This is a genomic window from Corynebacterium fournieri (assembly GCF_030408775.1).
GTDB lineage: Bacteria > Actinomycetota > Actinomycetes > Mycobacteriales > Mycobacteriaceae > Corynebacterium > Corynebacterium fournieri.
The window spans coordinates 103934-119549 of record NZ_CP047210.1; the positions used below are offsets into that span (position 1 = coordinate 103934).

At 64.0% G+C, this 15616-nt stretch carries 17 protein-coding genes and 1 tRNA gene; 8 read left to right on the forward strand and 10 right to left on the reverse strand.

Annotation, left to right across the window (positions count from 1 at the left end; all coding sequences use genetic code 11):
- Position 1: 1 nt before the first annotated feature.
- Positions 2-646 carry a response regulator transcription factor gene (locus CFOUR_RS00405; RefSeq protein ID WP_085956992.1) on the reverse strand — a complete coding sequence of 215 codons (645 nt, stop codon included), beginning with the start codon at positions 644-646 and terminating at the stop codon, positions 2-4.
- Entirely contained in the window at positions 643-1320 is a 678-nt protein-coding gene (locus CFOUR_RS00410) for a sensor histidine kinase (protein ID WP_085956991.1), read from the reverse strand. The genes CFOUR_RS00405 and CFOUR_RS00410 overlap by 4 nt, the downstream gene beginning before the upstream one ends.
- An 83-nt stretch (positions 1321-1403) precedes the next feature.
- On the opposite strand from CFOUR_RS00410, the gene CFOUR_RS00415 reads away from it, so the two are divergent.
- Together CFOUR_RS00415 and CFOUR_RS00420 are read left to right on the forward strand one after the other, a co-directional pair.
- Positions 1404-2078, forward strand: a complete 675-nt coding sequence (locus CFOUR_RS00415; RefSeq protein WP_085956990.1) for an ABC transporter ATP-binding protein — start codon at positions 1404-1406, stop codon at positions 2076-2078.
- The gene (locus tag CFOUR_RS00420; RefSeq protein WP_290179579.1) at positions 2075-3466 is read left to right on the forward strand and encodes an FtsX-like permease family protein; all 1392 of its coding nucleotides are present in this window, start codon (positions 2075-2077) and stop codon (positions 3464-3466) included. The genes CFOUR_RS00415 and CFOUR_RS00420 overlap by 4 nt, the downstream gene beginning before the upstream one ends.
- Positions 3467-3584: 118 nt before the next feature.
- On the opposite strand, the gene dprE2 is transcribed toward CFOUR_RS00420, so the two are convergent.
- From dprE2 to CFOUR_RS00435, 3 genes are read right to left on the reverse strand one after another with little or no spacing between them, the layout of a single operon-like run.
- Positions 3585-4349 (reverse strand): decaprenylphospho-beta-D-erythro-pentofuranosid-2-ulose 2-reductase, encoded by a 765-nt coding sequence (gene dprE2 / locus CFOUR_RS00425; protein ID WP_085956988.1) that lies wholly within the window; start codon positions 4347-4349, stop codon positions 3585-3587.
- Between the two features lie 12 nt (positions 4350-4361).
- Positions 4362-5759, reverse strand: a complete 1398-nt coding sequence (gene dprE1 / locus CFOUR_RS00430; protein WP_413540771.1) for a decaprenylphosphoryl-beta-D-ribose oxidase — start codon at positions 5757-5759, stop codon at positions 4362-4364.
- 20 nt (positions 5760-5779) lie between these two features.
- Positions 5780-6016, reverse strand: coding sequence for a hypothetical protein (locus CFOUR_RS00435; protein ID WP_085956986.1), 237 nt, complete (start codon positions 6014-6016; stop codon positions 5780-5782).
- A gap of 25 nt (positions 6017-6041) precedes the next feature.
- Here CFOUR_RS00435 and CFOUR_RS00440 point away from each other — a divergent pair, with 25 nt between their 5' ends.
- Both CFOUR_RS00440 and CFOUR_RS00445 read left to right on the forward strand, forming a co-directional pair.
- A complete protein-coding gene (locus CFOUR_RS00440) occupies positions 6042-6824 on the forward strand; it encodes a hypothetical protein (RefSeq protein ID WP_230471758.1) in 783 nt (260 codons plus the stop codon).
- Positions 6825-6835: 11 nt separating this feature from the next.
- Entirely contained in the window at positions 6836-7300 is a 465-nt protein-coding gene (locus CFOUR_RS00445) for a GtrA family protein (protein WP_230471757.1), read from the forward strand.
- Here the strand turns inward: CFOUR_RS00445 and glfT1 are convergent.
- Positions 7242-8144, reverse strand: a complete 903-nt coding sequence (gene glfT1 / locus CFOUR_RS00450; protein WP_085956985.1) for a galactofuranosyltransferase GlfT1 — start codon at positions 8142-8144, stop codon at positions 7242-7244. The genes CFOUR_RS00445 and glfT1 overlap by 59 nt on opposite strands.
- 75 nt (positions 8145-8219) lie before the next feature.
- Between glfT1 and CFOUR_RS00455 the strand changes: the two genes are divergently transcribed.
- Positions 8220-9188, forward strand: a complete 969-nt coding sequence (locus CFOUR_RS00455) for a putative endonuclease domain-containing protein (RefSeq protein WP_085956984.1) — start codon at positions 8220-8222, stop codon at positions 9186-9188.
- Positions 9189-9293: 105 nt separating this feature from the next.
- Here the strand turns inward: CFOUR_RS00455 and wzt are convergent, their stop codons facing one another.
- Positions 9294-10088, reverse strand: a complete 795-nt coding sequence (gene wzt / locus CFOUR_RS00460) for a galactan export ABC transporter ATP-binding subunit Wzt/RfbE (RefSeq protein WP_085956983.1) — start codon at positions 10086-10088, stop codon at positions 9294-9296.
- 10 nt (positions 10089-10098) lie between these two features.
- Positions 10099-10947 carry a galactan export ABC transporter permease subunit Wzm/RfbD gene (gene wzm / locus CFOUR_RS00465; protein WP_085958359.1) on the reverse strand — a complete coding sequence of 283 codons (849 nt, stop codon included), beginning with the start codon at positions 10945-10947 and terminating at the stop codon, positions 10099-10101.
- Between the two features lie 144 nt (positions 10948-11091).
- Between wzm and CFOUR_RS00470 the strand changes: the two genes are divergently transcribed.
- On the forward strand, positions 11092-12303 hold the full coding sequence (locus tag CFOUR_RS00470; RefSeq protein ID WP_085956982.1) for an aminotransferase class V-fold PLP-dependent enzyme: 1212 nt from the start codon (positions 11092-11094) through the stop codon (positions 12301-12303).
- A gap of 16 nt (positions 12304-12319) precedes the next feature.
- Here CFOUR_RS00470 and CFOUR_RS00475 read toward each other — a convergent pair whose 3' ends face one another.
- Positions 12320-13255 (reverse strand): NAD(P)H-quinone oxidoreductase, encoded by a 936-nt coding sequence (locus tag CFOUR_RS00475; protein WP_085956981.1) that lies wholly within the window; start codon positions 13253-13255, stop codon positions 12320-12322.
- A gap of 185 nt (positions 13256-13440) precedes the next feature.
- On the opposite strand from CFOUR_RS00475, the gene CFOUR_RS00480 reads away from it, so the two are divergent.
- Positions 13441-13587 (forward strand): hypothetical protein, encoded by a 147-nt coding sequence (locus CFOUR_RS00480; RefSeq protein ID WP_179154779.1) that lies wholly within the window; start codon positions 13441-13443, stop codon positions 13585-13587.
- A gap of 88 nt (positions 13588-13675) precedes the next feature.
- A tRNA-Ser gene (locus tag CFOUR_RS00485) sits at positions 13676-13763 on the forward strand.
- Between the two features lie 1100 nt (positions 13764-14863).
- Here the strand turns inward: CFOUR_RS00485 and CFOUR_RS00490 are convergent.
- Positions 14864-15535: a hypothetical protein gene (locus CFOUR_RS00490; protein WP_290179587.1), complete on the reverse strand. Its 672-nt coding sequence runs from the start codon at positions 15533-15535 to the stop codon at positions 14864-14866.
- Positions 15536-15616: the final 81 nt, after the last annotated feature.

Genomic DNA, 15616 nt, shown 5'->3' on the forward strand with positions numbered 1-15616 from the left:
GCTACCCAACTCCACGTTCTGCCAGGTACATCAGGATCGCGCGTACTCGACGGTTGTCCTCGTCGGGGGTGAGCCCCAGTTTGGAGAAGATGCTGGAGACGTGCTTCGCCACCGCAGCGCCGGAGAGGTAGAGCTGCTCGGAGATCTGCGCGTTGGACAGGCCCTCCGCCATGTGTTCGAGTACTTCCGTCTCGCGCGGCGTGAGCGTGGTTAGCCAGCGCGAGCTCGCGGCCATGAGCGCGCTCGCCACGTCCGGGTCGATGACCACCCCGCCGGACGCCACGGTTTCGCACGCCTGGATGAAGTCTTTCACTTCGGCGACACGATCCTTGAGCAGGTAGCCGGTGCCGCCGTCGCCACCGGAGAACAGTTCCCGCGCGTAGGCGGGCGCAACGTACTGCGAGAGCACCAGCACGTTAACCGGGCCTCGGTGGCGCAGCTCAAGTGCTGCTTGGAGGCCGTCGTCGCGCATGTTCGGCGGCATCCTCACGTCCGTGATCACCAGGTCGGGCACATGCGTATCGACGACTCCCTGTACCCGATCCGCACTGTCCACCTGCGCCACGACCTCGTGGCCGCGCCGGGTGAGCAGGCCGGCAACGCCTTCCCGCAGCAGTGCGGAGTCGTCCGCGATGGCAATCCTCATGGCACAATCCCACTTTCTCCCCGGAACAACAGCAAAGGAATACGCGCGGTGACGGTGGTCGGCCCGCCGTCAGGCGAGTGCAGTTCCAGCTCGCCGCCGAACGCCGCGATGCGCTCCTGCATCCCGTCGAGCCCGCCGCCGGGGGTGATGCGGGCGTTGCCGCCGCCCTGGTCGGTGACCGAGATGTTCAAGGTGTGGTCGCAGGTCACCAGCACGCTGACCGGTTGCCGTGGTGCATGCTTCGCGGCGTTGGTGAGTGCTTCGGCGGTGAAAAAGTAGGCGGCGGCGGTGACGGAGTCGTCGATACGCGGCAGCGCGTGTGGCGCGCGGACCGTGACGTGTGGACCGTACTGCGCGGCAGCCGTCTCGATGGCGGCGATGAGCCCGTGGTCCGATAGCTCGCGAGGGTGGATGCCGCGCACGGTTCTCCTGAGTGCGTCGAGGCCGTTGTGAAGGTCGCGCGCGGCGTCGTCGAGAAGCGGCGAATCGACGTCGAGCCTGGCCTCGCCCAGCTTCATCGCCGCGGCCACGAAGTGCTGCTGCGCGCCGTCGTGCAGGTCGCGCTCGATGCGCAGGCGCTCCACCTCGTACGCCTCCGCAATCTTGCGCCGCGATGCGGTGAGCTGGTGAATTTTTGCCGCTGCCCGCTGTTCGTGGTTTATTCTTCGCCGCATGTCCGAAAGCGTAGCGGGGTAGAGCTAGCACTACCCATATTCGGGAGTCAGGGCCATAGTGCTTAGCCACGACCACCTGTGAAATGGAAACCATGCTTGAACTCAGAGACATCACTAAGTCATTCCCCCAGCAGCGGGTCCTCGAAGGCATCAGTCTGACGGTGGGCGACGGCGAATCCGTGGCCATCATGGGGCCTTCGGGCTCTGGTAAATCGACGCTGCTGCACTGCATGTCCGGCGTGCTCGTTCCCGACCAGGGCGAGGTGCTGTTCGACGGCCGCGATGTAGCCGCAATGAGCGACGCCGAACGCTCGCGCCTGCGCCTGGAGCACTTCGGCTTCATCTTCCAAGACGGCCAGTTGCTGCCGGAGCTGACCGCCACCGAAAACGTCGCCCTGCCGCAGATCATGCGCGGGGTGCCGCGGTCGCAAGCACACGACGAAGCCATTGACATGCTCACACGCCTGGGCTTGGGTGCCTATGTGGACCGGTACCCGGGGCAGCTCTCCGGTGGCCAGGGGCAGCGCGTAGCCATCGCGCGTGCTTTGGCCGGGCCGCCGTCTGTCGTGTTCGCCGACGAGCCAACCGCGGCTCTGGACCAGGCCACCGGCCACGAAGTCATGCAGCAGATCGTGGCCGTGTGCCAGAAGTTCGGTGTAGCACTCGTGGTGGTTACGCACGACCCGAAGATCGCCGACTGGTGCAGCCGCCGCGTTGAAATCCGCGACGGCCTGATCCACTCGGAGGTGGCGCGATGAGTGCGGTGACGTTGATGCGGTCGGCGGTGTCGCAGACAAGCGAAGGGCGCTCGCAGCGGCAGATCGGCGAGCGTTGGGTGCGTGCGCTGTCGCTGGTTGCGGTGACGGTGGCGACCTGGATGCTGTGCACCCTTATGGGCGGCACCTGGATGTTCGTGGCGCGCGACAGACACCCGCACGAGGCGCTCGTGGAAGTCTCGAAAGACCTGGGCGGGCCGATCTCCATCACGTATATCTTCCTCGCGCTATTCGCGTGCGTGCTGCTCGTGCCGAGCCTGTTGGGTCTGCTCACCCAGGCCGCGCGCGCGAACCTGGGCGGGCGCGAGGAGCACCTGGCGGTGCTTCGCCTCATCGGCGCGACCGCCGGCGAGGTACGCGGGATGATGATCCTGGAATCGCTGCGCCAGGCGCTTGTCGGGTTGGTGCTGGGCTCGGTGCTGTACATAGTTACGTGCCCGGCGTGGAGTTTGCTGACGTTCCAGGAAAAGCGCGTCGACACCTGGGAAATGCTCACCTGGTGGGTCATCCCCATCGCCTGGATCGTCGTGCTGGTGTTGGCTGCGTGCTCAGTGTGGCTTGCTTTGCGACGAGTCTCCGTCACCCCACTCGGCGTCACCAAGAAAATCCCACCAAAGGGACAGAACATGATCACGCTGGTGCTCTCACTGGTTGGTGCGGTGGTGCTGTACCGCTACCTAAGCTCGCTGAGCATCGCTCCGCAGGCAGACGCGTTGGAGTTCGTGGTGGTGCTGGTCGTAGCCGGCGGCATTCTCAACGTCAACGCACTGATCGCCGTCGGCGTGATCCAACTCCTCGCACGCCTGAGCTACCGGGTCCCCGGGGCCGCAAACTACGTTGCCACGCGTCGGGTCGGCCGAGGCGCGAAAACCACCTGGAAGCGAGTGACCGCCCTGTACTTCGTGGCGTTCATTGGCGGTATTGGCGCCTGGATCTCCGCAGTACCGGAAGTCGAGGAAGAGCCCGTCCTGAAGATGATCACGGGTGATACTCCCCCCGGTGTGGCTATCACCGCCGTCTTCGCGGCGGTCTTGCTGGTGTCATCCACCCTGCTCACTCAGGCACTGGCCGTGGTGGAGCAGAAGCAACTGACCAAATCGCTCTACTTCATTGGCGCGCCGGCCGCGTTCCACACCAAGGTGGCCGTGCGCGAGGTTGGGGTTCCAATGCTGGTGGTGGCCCTGCTGGGATTCGGCATGGGCAGCCTGATGGGCACCGCCATGGTCGTGGTCCACGTCAATGTGATGGACAAGTTGGTGCTGTTCGGCGGGCTTGTTGCGGTCGCGCTGGTTGGCTGTGTCCTGGCGGTGGTGGGGACCGGTCGGCTTCGCGAGCAGGTGCTGCTCGGGATGGGCCGGGCGAACGACTAGGTGGTTCTGACACTTTCAGGCAGAAAAAGTCAGGGTCCTGGGGAAATAGGGCCCGTCTGACAAATTCAGCCGCGATCCGTCAGCGGGGACGGGTCGCGGCTGAATTATGCGCGCAGTACTAGAAGTTCAGCTTGCTCATGATCGGCGCCGGGATGGCCTTCAGCACCAGAGAGATGGGGCCGAAGAGCTTGTGCACGAACACGGAGGACTTGCCGGCCAGGGCGGCCTCGACGGCGGCCTCGGCGACATCTTCCTTGTTCACGGTGAGCGGGGCCTCGTCGAGGCCGTCGGTCATCTTGGTGCGCACCTGGCCGGGGCGGACCACGGTGACGGTCACGCCGTCGTCCTTGAGCGCCTCGCCGAGCTGCAGGTAGAACCCGTCGATGCCGGCCTTGGAGGCACCGTAGACGAAGTTGGAGCGGCGCACGCGCTGGCCCGCCACGGAGGACAGGGCGATGATCTTGCCGTTGCCCTGGCGTTTCATGTGCTGGCCCAGCAGGACGCCGACGGACATCGGGGCGGTGAAATTGGTCTGCGCGGACGCGACTGCCGCAGCCTGGTCTTGCCAGAGCTGTTCCTGGTCACCGAGGGTGCCAAAGGCGACCACGGCAACGTCGACCTCGCCGTCCTCAAAGGCCGCGTCGATGACGGCCGGGTGGGAGGCGAAATCGAGCGCATCGAAGTCGATCAGGCGCACGTGGCCTGCGCCGGCTTGTTGGACGGCCGAGATCGCGCCGTCGATACGCGGGGAGTCCTTGCGCGCACACAGGGTGACGGTGGGGTTGCCGCCGCGGGAGGCGAGCTCAGCGACGATGGCGAGGCCGATCTCGCTGGTGCCGCCGAGGAGCAGGATGTGCTGGGCTTGGCCTACTGCATTCAACATGGTCGGTTCTCCTTAGTTCAGCTCAAGTCGGCGGGACATGTCGGACGCGAACACGCCGGTCGGGTCGATGTTGCGGCGGGTTTTCAGCCAGCCGGGCAGCTCCGGGTACATCTTGTGGAACTTCTCGGCGGAGGTGCGGGACTCCTTAGCCAGGTAGAGGCGGCCGCCGAACTGCATGACCTGGTCGTCCAGGCGGTCCAGGAACTCGTTGAGGCCCGGGCGGATCGGGAAGTCCACGCACACGTTCCAGCCCTTCATCGGGTAGGACAGCGGCGCCTGGTTGCCCTCGCCGAACAGCTTGAACACGTTCAGGGCCGTGTAGTGGCCGGAGGTCTGGATGTCGTAGATGATGTCCTTGAACGGCTCCACGGCGTCGGTCGGCACCACGAACTGGTACTGCAGGAAGCCGGCCTTGCCGTAGCCGCGGTTCCACTCGCCGATGAGATCCAGCGGCTGGTAGAACTGCGTGAGGTTTTTGATGTCGTTGCGCGACGGCTTGCCCATCAGGTAGTACGCCTCGCCGATGGCCATCAGCGACAGCTTGTTCATGGTCCAGGACGGGAAGACGTCCGGCACCGTCATCAGCTGCGGGGCGTTGAACTTCAGCGGGTTCTTGGCCAGCTTCGGCGCGTACTCCTTGAGCTGGTCCAGGGTGGCCAGGGAGCCGCGGGAGATGGTGGAGCGGCCGGTCTTCGGCGGGCCGGAGATCGCGTCGAACCAGGCGGAGGAGTAGGTGTAGTTGACCTCGGAGCCGTCGGAGTGCAGCGCGATCGTCTCGTCGAGGGTGTCGGTGCGGTCGGTGTCCGAGATGAAGTAGGCGGTCTCCGTGAACGTCATCTGGATGCGCGCGCGCAAAATGATGCCGGTCAGGCCCATGCCGCCGACGGTGGCCCAAAACAGCTCTGCGGTCTCGCCGGTCGGCTCCAGGTGCAGCACCCGGCCGTCGGCCACCAGCAGCTCCATGGACAGCACGTGGTCGCCGAAAGATCCTGCGGAGTGGTGGTTCTTACCGTGAATGTCGGGGCCGATGGCGCCGCCGATGGTGACCTGACGGGTGCCCGGCAGCACCGGAACCCACAGACCGTACGGCAGCGCGGCCTTCATCAGCTGGTCCAGGGTCACGCCTGCGTCCACGTCGACGATGCCGGTGTCCGGGTCGATGGAGTGGATGCGGTTCAACGGCGTCATGTCCACGACCAGGCCGCCGCCGTTTTGGGCGGGGTCGCCGTAGGAGCGGCCCATGCCGCGGGCGATGATGCCGCGCCGCTTGTGCTCCGGCAGTTCGGAGTTTTCGTCGGCGACTTGCTTGACTGCTTGCGCGATGGTGTCCACGTCAGCGGTGGAAAGGACCTGCGCGGTGGAAGGGGCGGTGCGGCCCCAGCCGTAGAGAGATTGGGTCGTCAGTTCCATGGCCATAACCCTACCGCCGGTTACAGGTCCATGATGCTACGAATCTCCGCGGGGAGCTCCTCTTGGCTGGAAATCACAGGTTTGCCCGCTTCCTTGTGCTCGCGCAGGATCTCGTAGATGCGGGTGCGCCCCTTCGAATCCACGAAGGGCAATTCCTCTGCCATGAGGCGGACCATGAAGTCGGACAACGGAGCGTCGATACGCTGCGCTGCCTCGTGGATCGCGTGCGGGTCGTCGCCTTTGTAATGCTTCCTCATAGAAAGAAAGCCTATATTGGGCGCCATGTCCAGCACCCTCTACCGCTCAGACCACCTCGCGCCGGTGATCCGTCTGGAGGACCGCCGTGCCGGCGCGACGCTGCTCGTGCGCGTCGGGCTGGTCTCAGACGAGGTGGTGTACCGCTGGGTCGGCATCGACGAAAACACCACGATCGCGCGGTGCTGCGACGTGGTGGGCGAGGTCTTCGGCATCGAGGGCGTCGGCGCGGATGCGCCCCAGGAGCGTCTGCTTTGCGACGTCTTACAGTCCCCCGGCCAATCCACCCACTTCTCCAAAGGCTTGTGGTCCTTCGAGATGCAGCTGGCCAACCTGTACCCGCGCGACGAGTCCACCCCGCCGTCCGTGTGCGTGGCCGGCTCCGGCTCGTTCGGCTCGGTGCCCTTCGACATCGTCGATGTCAACGCTCGCCTGATGGGGGAGGTGCAGCTGCCGGGGCTGCGCGCGGAGGTGCGCGAGTTCATGGACCGCGCCGGTGGGCACGACTTCGCCCCGCTGCTGCAAGCCTTGGACGTCGGGACGGGCCCGCGCCTGCAGCAGCTGCCCGTGGAGCGCGAGCGCCGGGCCCGCGACGCGTTCTGGTCCCTCGTGTTCGCCCTGACCTGCTGCGCCGGCGAGGAAACCGCGCAGATCGCGGAGAGCATCTACGCCTCCTTGGGCTACGAGCCCCTGCCTATCGACGACCTCCGGTCCCTCTGCCCCGAATCCCTCTCCCAGCTGGACAACATCGGCGGCGAAAGGGCCCCAGCGGAGATGCTGGATATCTACCGCCAGCTCATGCGCGGGTAGGGTATTCGCCCGTGGCATCCACTTCTACCCTGAAACAGCAGCTCATCCCGTTCTTGGTCATCGGCGTCGGCTGCGCCGTGATCGACTTCGGCATCACCTACACCCTGGACGTGCCGTTGGGGTGGCAGCGCGACGTTGCCAAGGCCGTCGGCTGGGTCTTCGGCACCATCGCCGCCTACGTGCTCAACTCCAAGTTCTCCTTCAACGCCAAGATCAACGCGAAGAAGGCCAGCGCCGTGTTCGTGCTCTACGCGGTGACCTTCGCGGTCCAGCTGGTTCTGTGGAGGGTGACGGATGCCCCTTTGGCGTCGTTAGGCTTGGTGAACCCGTGGAAGAACCTCGTCTCCTTCATCATCGCCCAAGGCGTGGCCACCGTGACCAACTTCGAGCTGCAGCGCCACTGGATCTTCCGCGAATCTAAGGCCTCCGGAAGTCCTCTTTCGCGCCCCTCCGAAGCAGCCCCAGCCACTCGATAAACGCCTTCGGGTCCTTCTTCTCCAGCAAGAAGAACCAGCCGAAGCGCACAATCTCCTGCAACTGCATCTTCTTCATGCCGCGCTGGTTGATGATGTAGCCGCGGTTGCGGTACGTGAAGTAACGCTTCGTGGGGTTGTCCGGAAACTGCGCGTGCGCGCGGCCGCCCATGATGGGATGGAACTCGCCCGAGCCATCCGGGTGTAGGTAAAAGGTGGTCAGCGCAGTGCCGTACTTCATACCGCTTTGTGCCAGGCGGCGGTGGTACTCCACCTCGTCGCCGCGGATGAACAGGCGGTAGTCCGGTACACCGATGCGCTCCATCGCCGCCGCGCTGATCAACGCGCCGTTGAACAAGCTGGCGTACTGGGGCAGGAAATCGCCTTCTAACTCATCCACGCGGCGGTGCCAGGTGGTGCCCTGCCTCAACGGGAAGGCGAGTTTTTCCGGGTCGTCGATGTTGGCCACCACAGGCGAGACCTCCGCCAACTGGTGCTTCGCCGCGGTTCGGTAGAGCTCTTCAAGGACGTGCTCGTCTTTCGGGCGGCCGTCGTCGTCCGCGCACCAGATCGCGTCCGCGCCCAGCGCCAGCGCGTGGAGGAACCCGTACGCGAAGCCGCCCGCCCCGCCGAGATTGGTCCTGGAAGGCAGGTAGACGGCGCGTTCGCCCGCGAGGTCCTGCAGCAGCCGCTCCACCTCCTCCTGCGCGCCGTTATCCACCACAATCACCCAATCCACCGGGTGCGTTTGGTTCACCACCTGCTCGAGCGAATGCCTCAGCAGCTCAACGCGGCGGTGGGTGACAATCACGGCGGCCGTCGTGCCGCGGGGATTCAGCGCAGTCATGCCCTTTATTGTGCCCGAGGGATCCAAACGCGCACTTTTCGCGTCTAACCAGGCATGGGGAAAGTGCATGACGGAATGAATGTCGAGTTCGAAGCGGTGCTCACTCACGCGAGCCAACGGACTGCGGGGATGGAGTACAGGAGGGTCAGCGGGCAGCGCTATCTACCGGTGGACCATTGCCGGGAGCAGTGGCAGGTGGAGCTGGGGGCCAAACACCACCCGCGCGGGGTGCTCTACTGGGCCCCGGCAGCGGCGCGCGCAGTTGCCCATACAGTGGAGCGGCCCGGTGCCGTGGTCGGCGGGTTTTCGGCACTGGCGTTGTACGGGCTGCCTTTCCTGGTGGAGGGCGCGGACACGCTGTTGTTCTGCGCTACGGCCGCCCGGTCCGCAGTTGGAGGAGAGCACTCGCCGACAGTGCGGAGGCCCTCGCGTGCCCCTGTCTCCACCTGGCAGTTGCACCACCGCGGAGTTGCCCTTCGGGCGGCTGCCCCCGCTGATGCGGTGGTGCAAGCGCTACAGCAGGTGAAAAAGGGTGAACACAGGTGGGGTGTTGTCGATGTAGCAGGCCGGCAGCCGTCGGAAATAATGGCGCTCCAGCTCGTCGACTGCGCTCGTCGCTTCCTCGGTCTGTCGGTGCGAGAGATCCAAGTCGCGGCGAGGGGGAAACTTGACTCGCGTTGGCTGAAAAGCCTTCTGGCCAGCAGCAGCTGCCGTGCGGACTCCCCCAAGGAAACGGAGATGCGCTTGCTGGTTACGGCCCTAGCCGACCGCTACGGATACACCGTGGAAGAACAAGTGCCGCTCATCGTGGACGGCAAGGTCGTCACCGTCTTTGACCTGGCTATTCCGGAGCTGAAGATCGCCATCATGTACGACGGCGCCCACCACTTGGAGTGGAAACAACGAAAGAAGGACTCGTCCATCACCATCAAGATGACAATGGCTGGTTGGACGCCAGCGCGTTGCGCCTCGGAGACCATGTTCGAGTGCATCAGGCTGATCGAAGGGCTGATGCAGAAAAGTTCAGCCGGGCAGCCCGGCTGATTGAACTTTTCCGCAGGGCGCGTGCTGCCACCTGGGGGTTCTGAATTATTCCGCGTCTCTCGGTGGAGTAATTCAACGCCCGGCTGAACTATTTCCCCAAATTCCCTAGGCGGGGTCCCCGTGGAAGCGCTCCACCAGCTCCGCGACGTACTCGCCGGTTTCGGGGCCCTCGTAGGCGCCCACCACGTCCGCGACTAGGCCGGCCTCCCGGATCTCGCCCTTGTCCACCCACAGGGCGGTGTTGCACAGCTGGGCCAAAAAGTCGTTGGAGTGGGAGGCGAAGACCAAGATGCCGGACTTTTCCACCATCTCGGCCAGCTTCACCCGGGCCTTGGCCATGAAGGCTGCGTCGACGGCGCCGATGCCCTCGTCCAGAAGCAGGATCTCCGGCTCGATAGAGGTGACCACGCCAAGGGCCAGGCGGACGCGCATGCCGGTGGAGTAGGTGCGCAGGGGCATGTTGAGATAGTCGCCGAGCTCGGAGAACTCCGCGATCTCGTCCATCTTGGCCTTCATCTGCTTGCGCGTCTGGCCCAGAAACAGCCCGCGGATGATGATGTTTTCGTAGCCGGAGATCTCCGGGTCCATGCCCACGCCGAGATCGAACACCGGGGCGACGCGGCCGCGCACGTCGGCGACGCCGCGGGTGGGCTCGTAGATGCCGGACAGGAGCCTCAACAAGGTGGACTTGCCAGCGCCGTTGTGTCCGACCAGGCCGACGCGGTCGCCTTCGCGCAGGTGCAGGTTGATGTCGCGGAGCGCCTCCACGACCACGGTGTTGGAGGCGTTTTTGCCGATGTTGCCGCCAGCGGAGGACATCATGGCCTTCTTCAAAGACCGGGACTTGGCGTCGAAGATGGGAAAGTCGACGCAGGCGTTGTAGGTGTCGATGGAAACCACGGTGAAACTCCTAAACCCAGTACGGCACGCGGAAGCGCCAACGCTTCATGGCAAGCAAAGTGATCAGGACGCCGACCACCGTGCACGCCAGGACGATGACCCAGTGGTAGGAGGCCAGAGGTTCGTCGATAAGCGGGGCCCGCACGATCTCGAGGTAGTGGTACAGGGGGTTGATCTCCGCGAGCATGGCGCGCTGGGCGACCTCGCCGCCCTGCTCCTTGAGCGTGCGCGTGGTCCAGACGATCGGGGTGACGTAGAACAGTAGCTGCACCAGGGCCTCTAGCAGCGGGGCGACGTCGCGGAAGCGGGTGGCCACCATGCCGAAGAACATGGACACCCACACGCCGTTGACCACCAACAACGCCAGGCCGGGGATGAACAGCAGGGTGTGCAAGGTCAGCGGGATGCGGAAGATCAGCACCAGCAGCAGCCAGATCACCATGTTGTGCGCCAAAAACAGCAACTGGCGCCACACCAGGCGGTACACGTGCACCGACAGGGCGGAGGGGAGCTGTTTGATCAGGCCTTCGTTTTCGATGAAGACGTTCGCGCCGTCCTTGATGCAGCCGGAGATGAAACCCCAGACGATGAAGCCGACGGTGACGTGGGGGAGGAACTCGGCCACGTCGATCTGGAACAGCATGGAATACAGCAGGCCCAGCGCCAGCGACATCACGCCGGTGGCGATGGTGATCCACAGCGGGCCGAGCGTGGAGCGCTTGTAGCGCTGCTTGATGTCCTGCCACCCCAGCTGGAGCCACAACTCGTGCTGGCCCCAGCCGCGGACAAGGTCATCGAACGCGCGGCGGAAGGTCTTGGACTGAGACGGCGGCGTGTCTTCGCCCGGAGGGCTGGTCATGCGGGCGACGTCTGCGCGCAGCTGTTCTACGTTGTGCACGCAGATCACCCTAGTGCACCAGATTTCAGCGCCCGAGCTGGCGGTGTGCGCCGTGTCGGACGGGCGTGCATAATTGGGGCATTCTTGCCTGAAGGGAGGTCGGCCGTGGCGTATGACGTGTGGGGTGTGCGCGGTTTGTATACCTCGCTTGGCAGCGGCTGGACGTATCTGAACGCGCACGACAGGCCGCAGGTGCCGGAGAAGGTCGCGTCTGCGGTCTCGCGTAGCTTCCGCAGTGCGGCGACGGTGCCGTTGCCGGAGCCGTCCCTGGGCTCGCACTCGAAGGAGGCGTTGGGCCAGCCGGAAGGGGCGCAGTACCCGGAGGCGGCGCGGGTGGCCATCGCGGACCTGACCGGTGTGGCGGCGGACCAGGTGGTGCTGGGCCCGAGCGTGCCTGCACTGTACTCGGCGCTGGTCAACGCGATGAAGCCGATGTTGCGCCGTAATTCCTCTATCGTGCTCAATCCGCTGGACCGGCCGCATTTGACCAAGCGTCTGCGGCGCGCCGGGCTGGATGAGGCGTGGGCGCAGGCGGACCTGGCCACCGGTGATCTGCCGGCGTGGCAGTACAGCGAGATCGCGGACGGCTCCACCCGCCTGGTGTCCGTGCCGGCGGCGCACGCGGAGCTGGGCAACGTGGTGCGCGTCGCCGACATTGTGGAGGCGGTGCGCGAAAAGTCGAGGGCGTGGGTGCTTGTGGACGCCACCGCGTACGCCCCGTACCGGCCCGTTGACCTCGAGGCCTGGGGCGCTGACGTGGCCGCGGTGGACATCGCTCAGCTGGGTGGGCCGGATATCGCCGCGCTGATCTTCCGCGACACCGCCATGTTCAAGCGCCTGGACATGGACGCGCTGGATCTGGAGGTCTCCCAGGGCCTTGCGGGCGCGGTGCCGGCGGTTGTGGACCACTACGCCTCCCTGGTGGAGGGCTATTCCGAGCGTGCGACGCGCCGCAACCGCCTGAAATACTCGATGGGAGAGACCACGGCGTACCTCAACGGCTTGCGCGATGATTTGCACACGTTTTTGGGCACTTTGCCTGCCGTGCACATCGTCGGCGTCAGCGGCGAGGCGGCGGCGGATGCGCGTGTGGAGCGCATTCCGCGCTTGGCCTTCGGCGTGACCGGCGTGCCCAGCGAGACGGTGCTGCGCCGCCTGCTGGCCAACGGGATTGTGGCCACGCAGACATGTGCGACCCCGCTTCTGGACGACATGGGGGTCGCCGACATGGGCGGCGCGGTGACCATTGCCATGTCGCCGTTTAACACGCAGAACGACATTGAGCAGTTGGTGCGCACCGTCGCATCGCTTGCTTAGTGGCGCTGACGCGCCACTAGAGAGCCAGAAGGATTTTGCCCGTGTTGTCCCCCGAATCCAGGTGTTCGTGCGCCTGCTTGGCCTGATCCAGCGGGAAGCGCGCGGAGATGTTGGGTTTGATCTGCCCGGATTCAATCAGCGGCCAGACATGTTCCACGGTTGAGGCGACGATGGCCGCCTTCATCGGCCGCGGGCGTGCGCGCAGGGTGGTGGCGGTGACGGACAGGCGCCGCGGCATCATCCGCCCCAGCGACAGGGTGCCCTTCGGCCCGCCTTGCACCGCGATGACGATGAGGTGGCCGTCCGTGTTCAGCGCCTTAATGTTCTGCTCCAGGTACGGCCCGCCGACCACGTCGAGGATCGCGTCCGCCCACCCGGGCAGCTCCGCGGCGAAGTCCTGTTCCTTGTAATTAATAAGGATGTCCGCGCCCAGGTCCCGGCAGTACTCCAACTTGTCTTGGCTGCCGGCGGTGACGGCGACCTCGCAACCCATGGCCTTGCACATCTGGATGGCAAACGAGCCGATGCCGCCCGAGCCGCCGTGGATGAGCACACGGCTGCCCTGTTGGATGCCGGCGATCATGCCCAGGTTCGACCACACCGTGCAGGCCACCTCGACCACGCCGGCGGTCTCCTCCACGGTCAGGCCCGAAGGGATCGGCGTGAGCTGGCCCTCCGGCACCGCGACGTACTCGGCGTAGCCGCCGCCGGCGAGCAAGCAGCCGACCTCTTCGCCCTTTTTCCTGGTGGTGGTGCCCGGGTCCACGATCACGCCCGCGCACTCCAGGCCCATAATCTCCGATTCGCCCTTTGGCGGCGGGTACTTGCTCGCGGCCTGCATCAGATCGCCGCGGTTCACGCCGGCGGCGGTGACCTTCACGAGCACTTCGCCGTCTTGCGGGGTGGGCGTAGCTGCGTCGTAAAGCGCGAGCTTCTCATTGATTGCTTTCATGCGGCCAGGCTACCCGTGATTGAGATGCGGCTAGCGCGTTGAAAGGTAGGCAATGACTGTCGGGGTGGGTCTCCGGGTCGAGGGTGACTAAAGATTAAAAGAATATTACGAATTCAGCCCACAAACAGGTTGTCTAATCGTTATAGTCAGATTGCTCCGTCCATATTCCCAAAGAAGGGTTTGCCATGGTTTCCATCCTCTTGAGTCTCGCATCCTCCGTCGGCCTTATCTGGTCCGTGCTCGAGGTTTTCAACGTCACCCAGCAGCACCCGGGTATCTCCATTCCGGACGCCGCTCGCGTTGCAGCGCGTAAGTACGGAATCAACATCTAGTCGGTCAATGCAAATGCGGGTCCCACCGGTTGGCGGGGCCCGCATTTTCGTGTTGTAAAGTATGTTCGTCGCAAATGCTTAGCGACGTGGAGACGTGGCAGAGCGGCCGAATGCACCGGTCTTGAAAACCGGCGAGGTTCATCCCTCCGCGGGTTCAAATCCCGCCGTCTCCGCCAATTACTTTTCGGGGCCTTTGCTTAACGACGCCTTCCGGTTTCCCTCCCATTGTTAAATTCAAATGAATTTATGGGAAGACCCTAGAGGAGTCCTCGTGGTCGGGTGTAAAGTCCCTGGCGCACCCGTTTTTATGCGCTGGCGTGGAGCGGGAAAGATAGTTTCAAAAGCATTGCTCGCTGATGCGGAGGACATGAATGAGCGAGAATAAACGACCAAACACGAGGAAAAACCGCTGGTGGCGCAGTGTCGCCGCGGTAGTAAGCACGGTGGCGCTAGGCGTCGGCGGAGTTGCAGTGCCGCCGGTAGCGGGGGCGTACATCCAAGATGACTCTCTCACCACTCAGCACGGGGACGACCTTGGTGCGAAGCCGGCCACTTCGATCTCAGTTAGCCCTGAGAAGGTGAATGTTCAGCCAGGTGACACCTTCGACATGGAAGTACGTGTCGACTCTGAGGTGCCCCATCCAGAGAGTTCTGCCGGGACATATGGCGAATCGGATGCGACTGCGTTGATCGTAGAACTGCAGCTAGATAAAAGGTTCACGGTGGACCCTTCCGAAGCGGTCTTCAAGTGGAACGATGGACAAAGCCGTGAGTTGGCAGACTTGAGAGAAGACTCGGCGACGACTCAATCGTTTTTGTTTGAGTTCGATCAAAAAGCGTCCTTGGGAGCGAATCCTGGCTTCACGCTAACCCTGCCGGTAACTGTCTCGGAAACTGCCGAACAGGGAGACGAGATAGATGTCACTGTGGCATCTCAAGTTGTTATCCGCCCAACGCTGGATTGGACCTACGGGGATTTTCGTCTAGAAGAGACAAACGACGAATGCGTTCAAAAAGCTGTAGGAGATCTTAAGTTTGACAATCCGGACCAATACGGTACTTGGCTCGCTGACCTGTGGTTAGGCTCTGACTCGCCCAACTTCTCGCTTGAAGGTGATCCTGTCTTCAAAGTGACGGGGCCTGAGGGTGAGGACTTGACGCAAGAGGTGTTCGCTTCAGCGGACTATCCTCAGTCGACCCTTGATCCGTCCGAGTCTCCGGAAATCTTCACAGGGGCGGATGGAACTAGCTTCGAGAACTACCGTTGGCTTCGTCGTTACGAGTGGCGTCTTAATGAGAAGGCCTTTTCGGGAGACATCTGGATACCTGAAGGGTCCACGGTGCATGTCGAACAAAACATTCGATCCTCGCAGTGTGCGTTTTCCCCCGACGAGAAGTTCGGAGTGAAGATTGAGAGTCGCAACGCTCCGCTTTTCACAAATGCGGTAGACACGCTGAACGCGACTGTAGCTGCGGAGCCGGAGACACCTGAGGATCCGCCTGCAGAACCACCTGCGACGGTAACCAAATCCGTGACTGCGACCACGACTGTCACCACTGAATCAGTGACGGCTACGGTAACTCCGACGACGGTGACCACGACGCCGACCTCGACGGCACCGACGAAGGTGACCACGCCGACCTCGACGGCACCGACGAAGGTGACCACGCCGACCTCGACGGCACCGACGAAGGTGACCACGCCGACCTCGACGGCACCGACGAAGGTGACCACGCCGACCTCGACGGCACCGACGAAGGTGACCACGCCGACCTCGACGGCGCCAACGGAGGTGACGACTCCGACCTCGACGGCACCGACGAAGGTGACCACGCCGACCTCGACGGCACCGACGAAGGTGACCACGCCGACCTCGACGGCCGGCACCGTTACCACCACAGTTGGGACCAAGACCGTCACGGCAACCACGACGCCGACGACCGTCACTACCACCCCTACTTCGACCGCACCGACGGTAACGGTCACTCCGACTGCTACGGCAGACTGTGATTGCGAACCCACGACCAC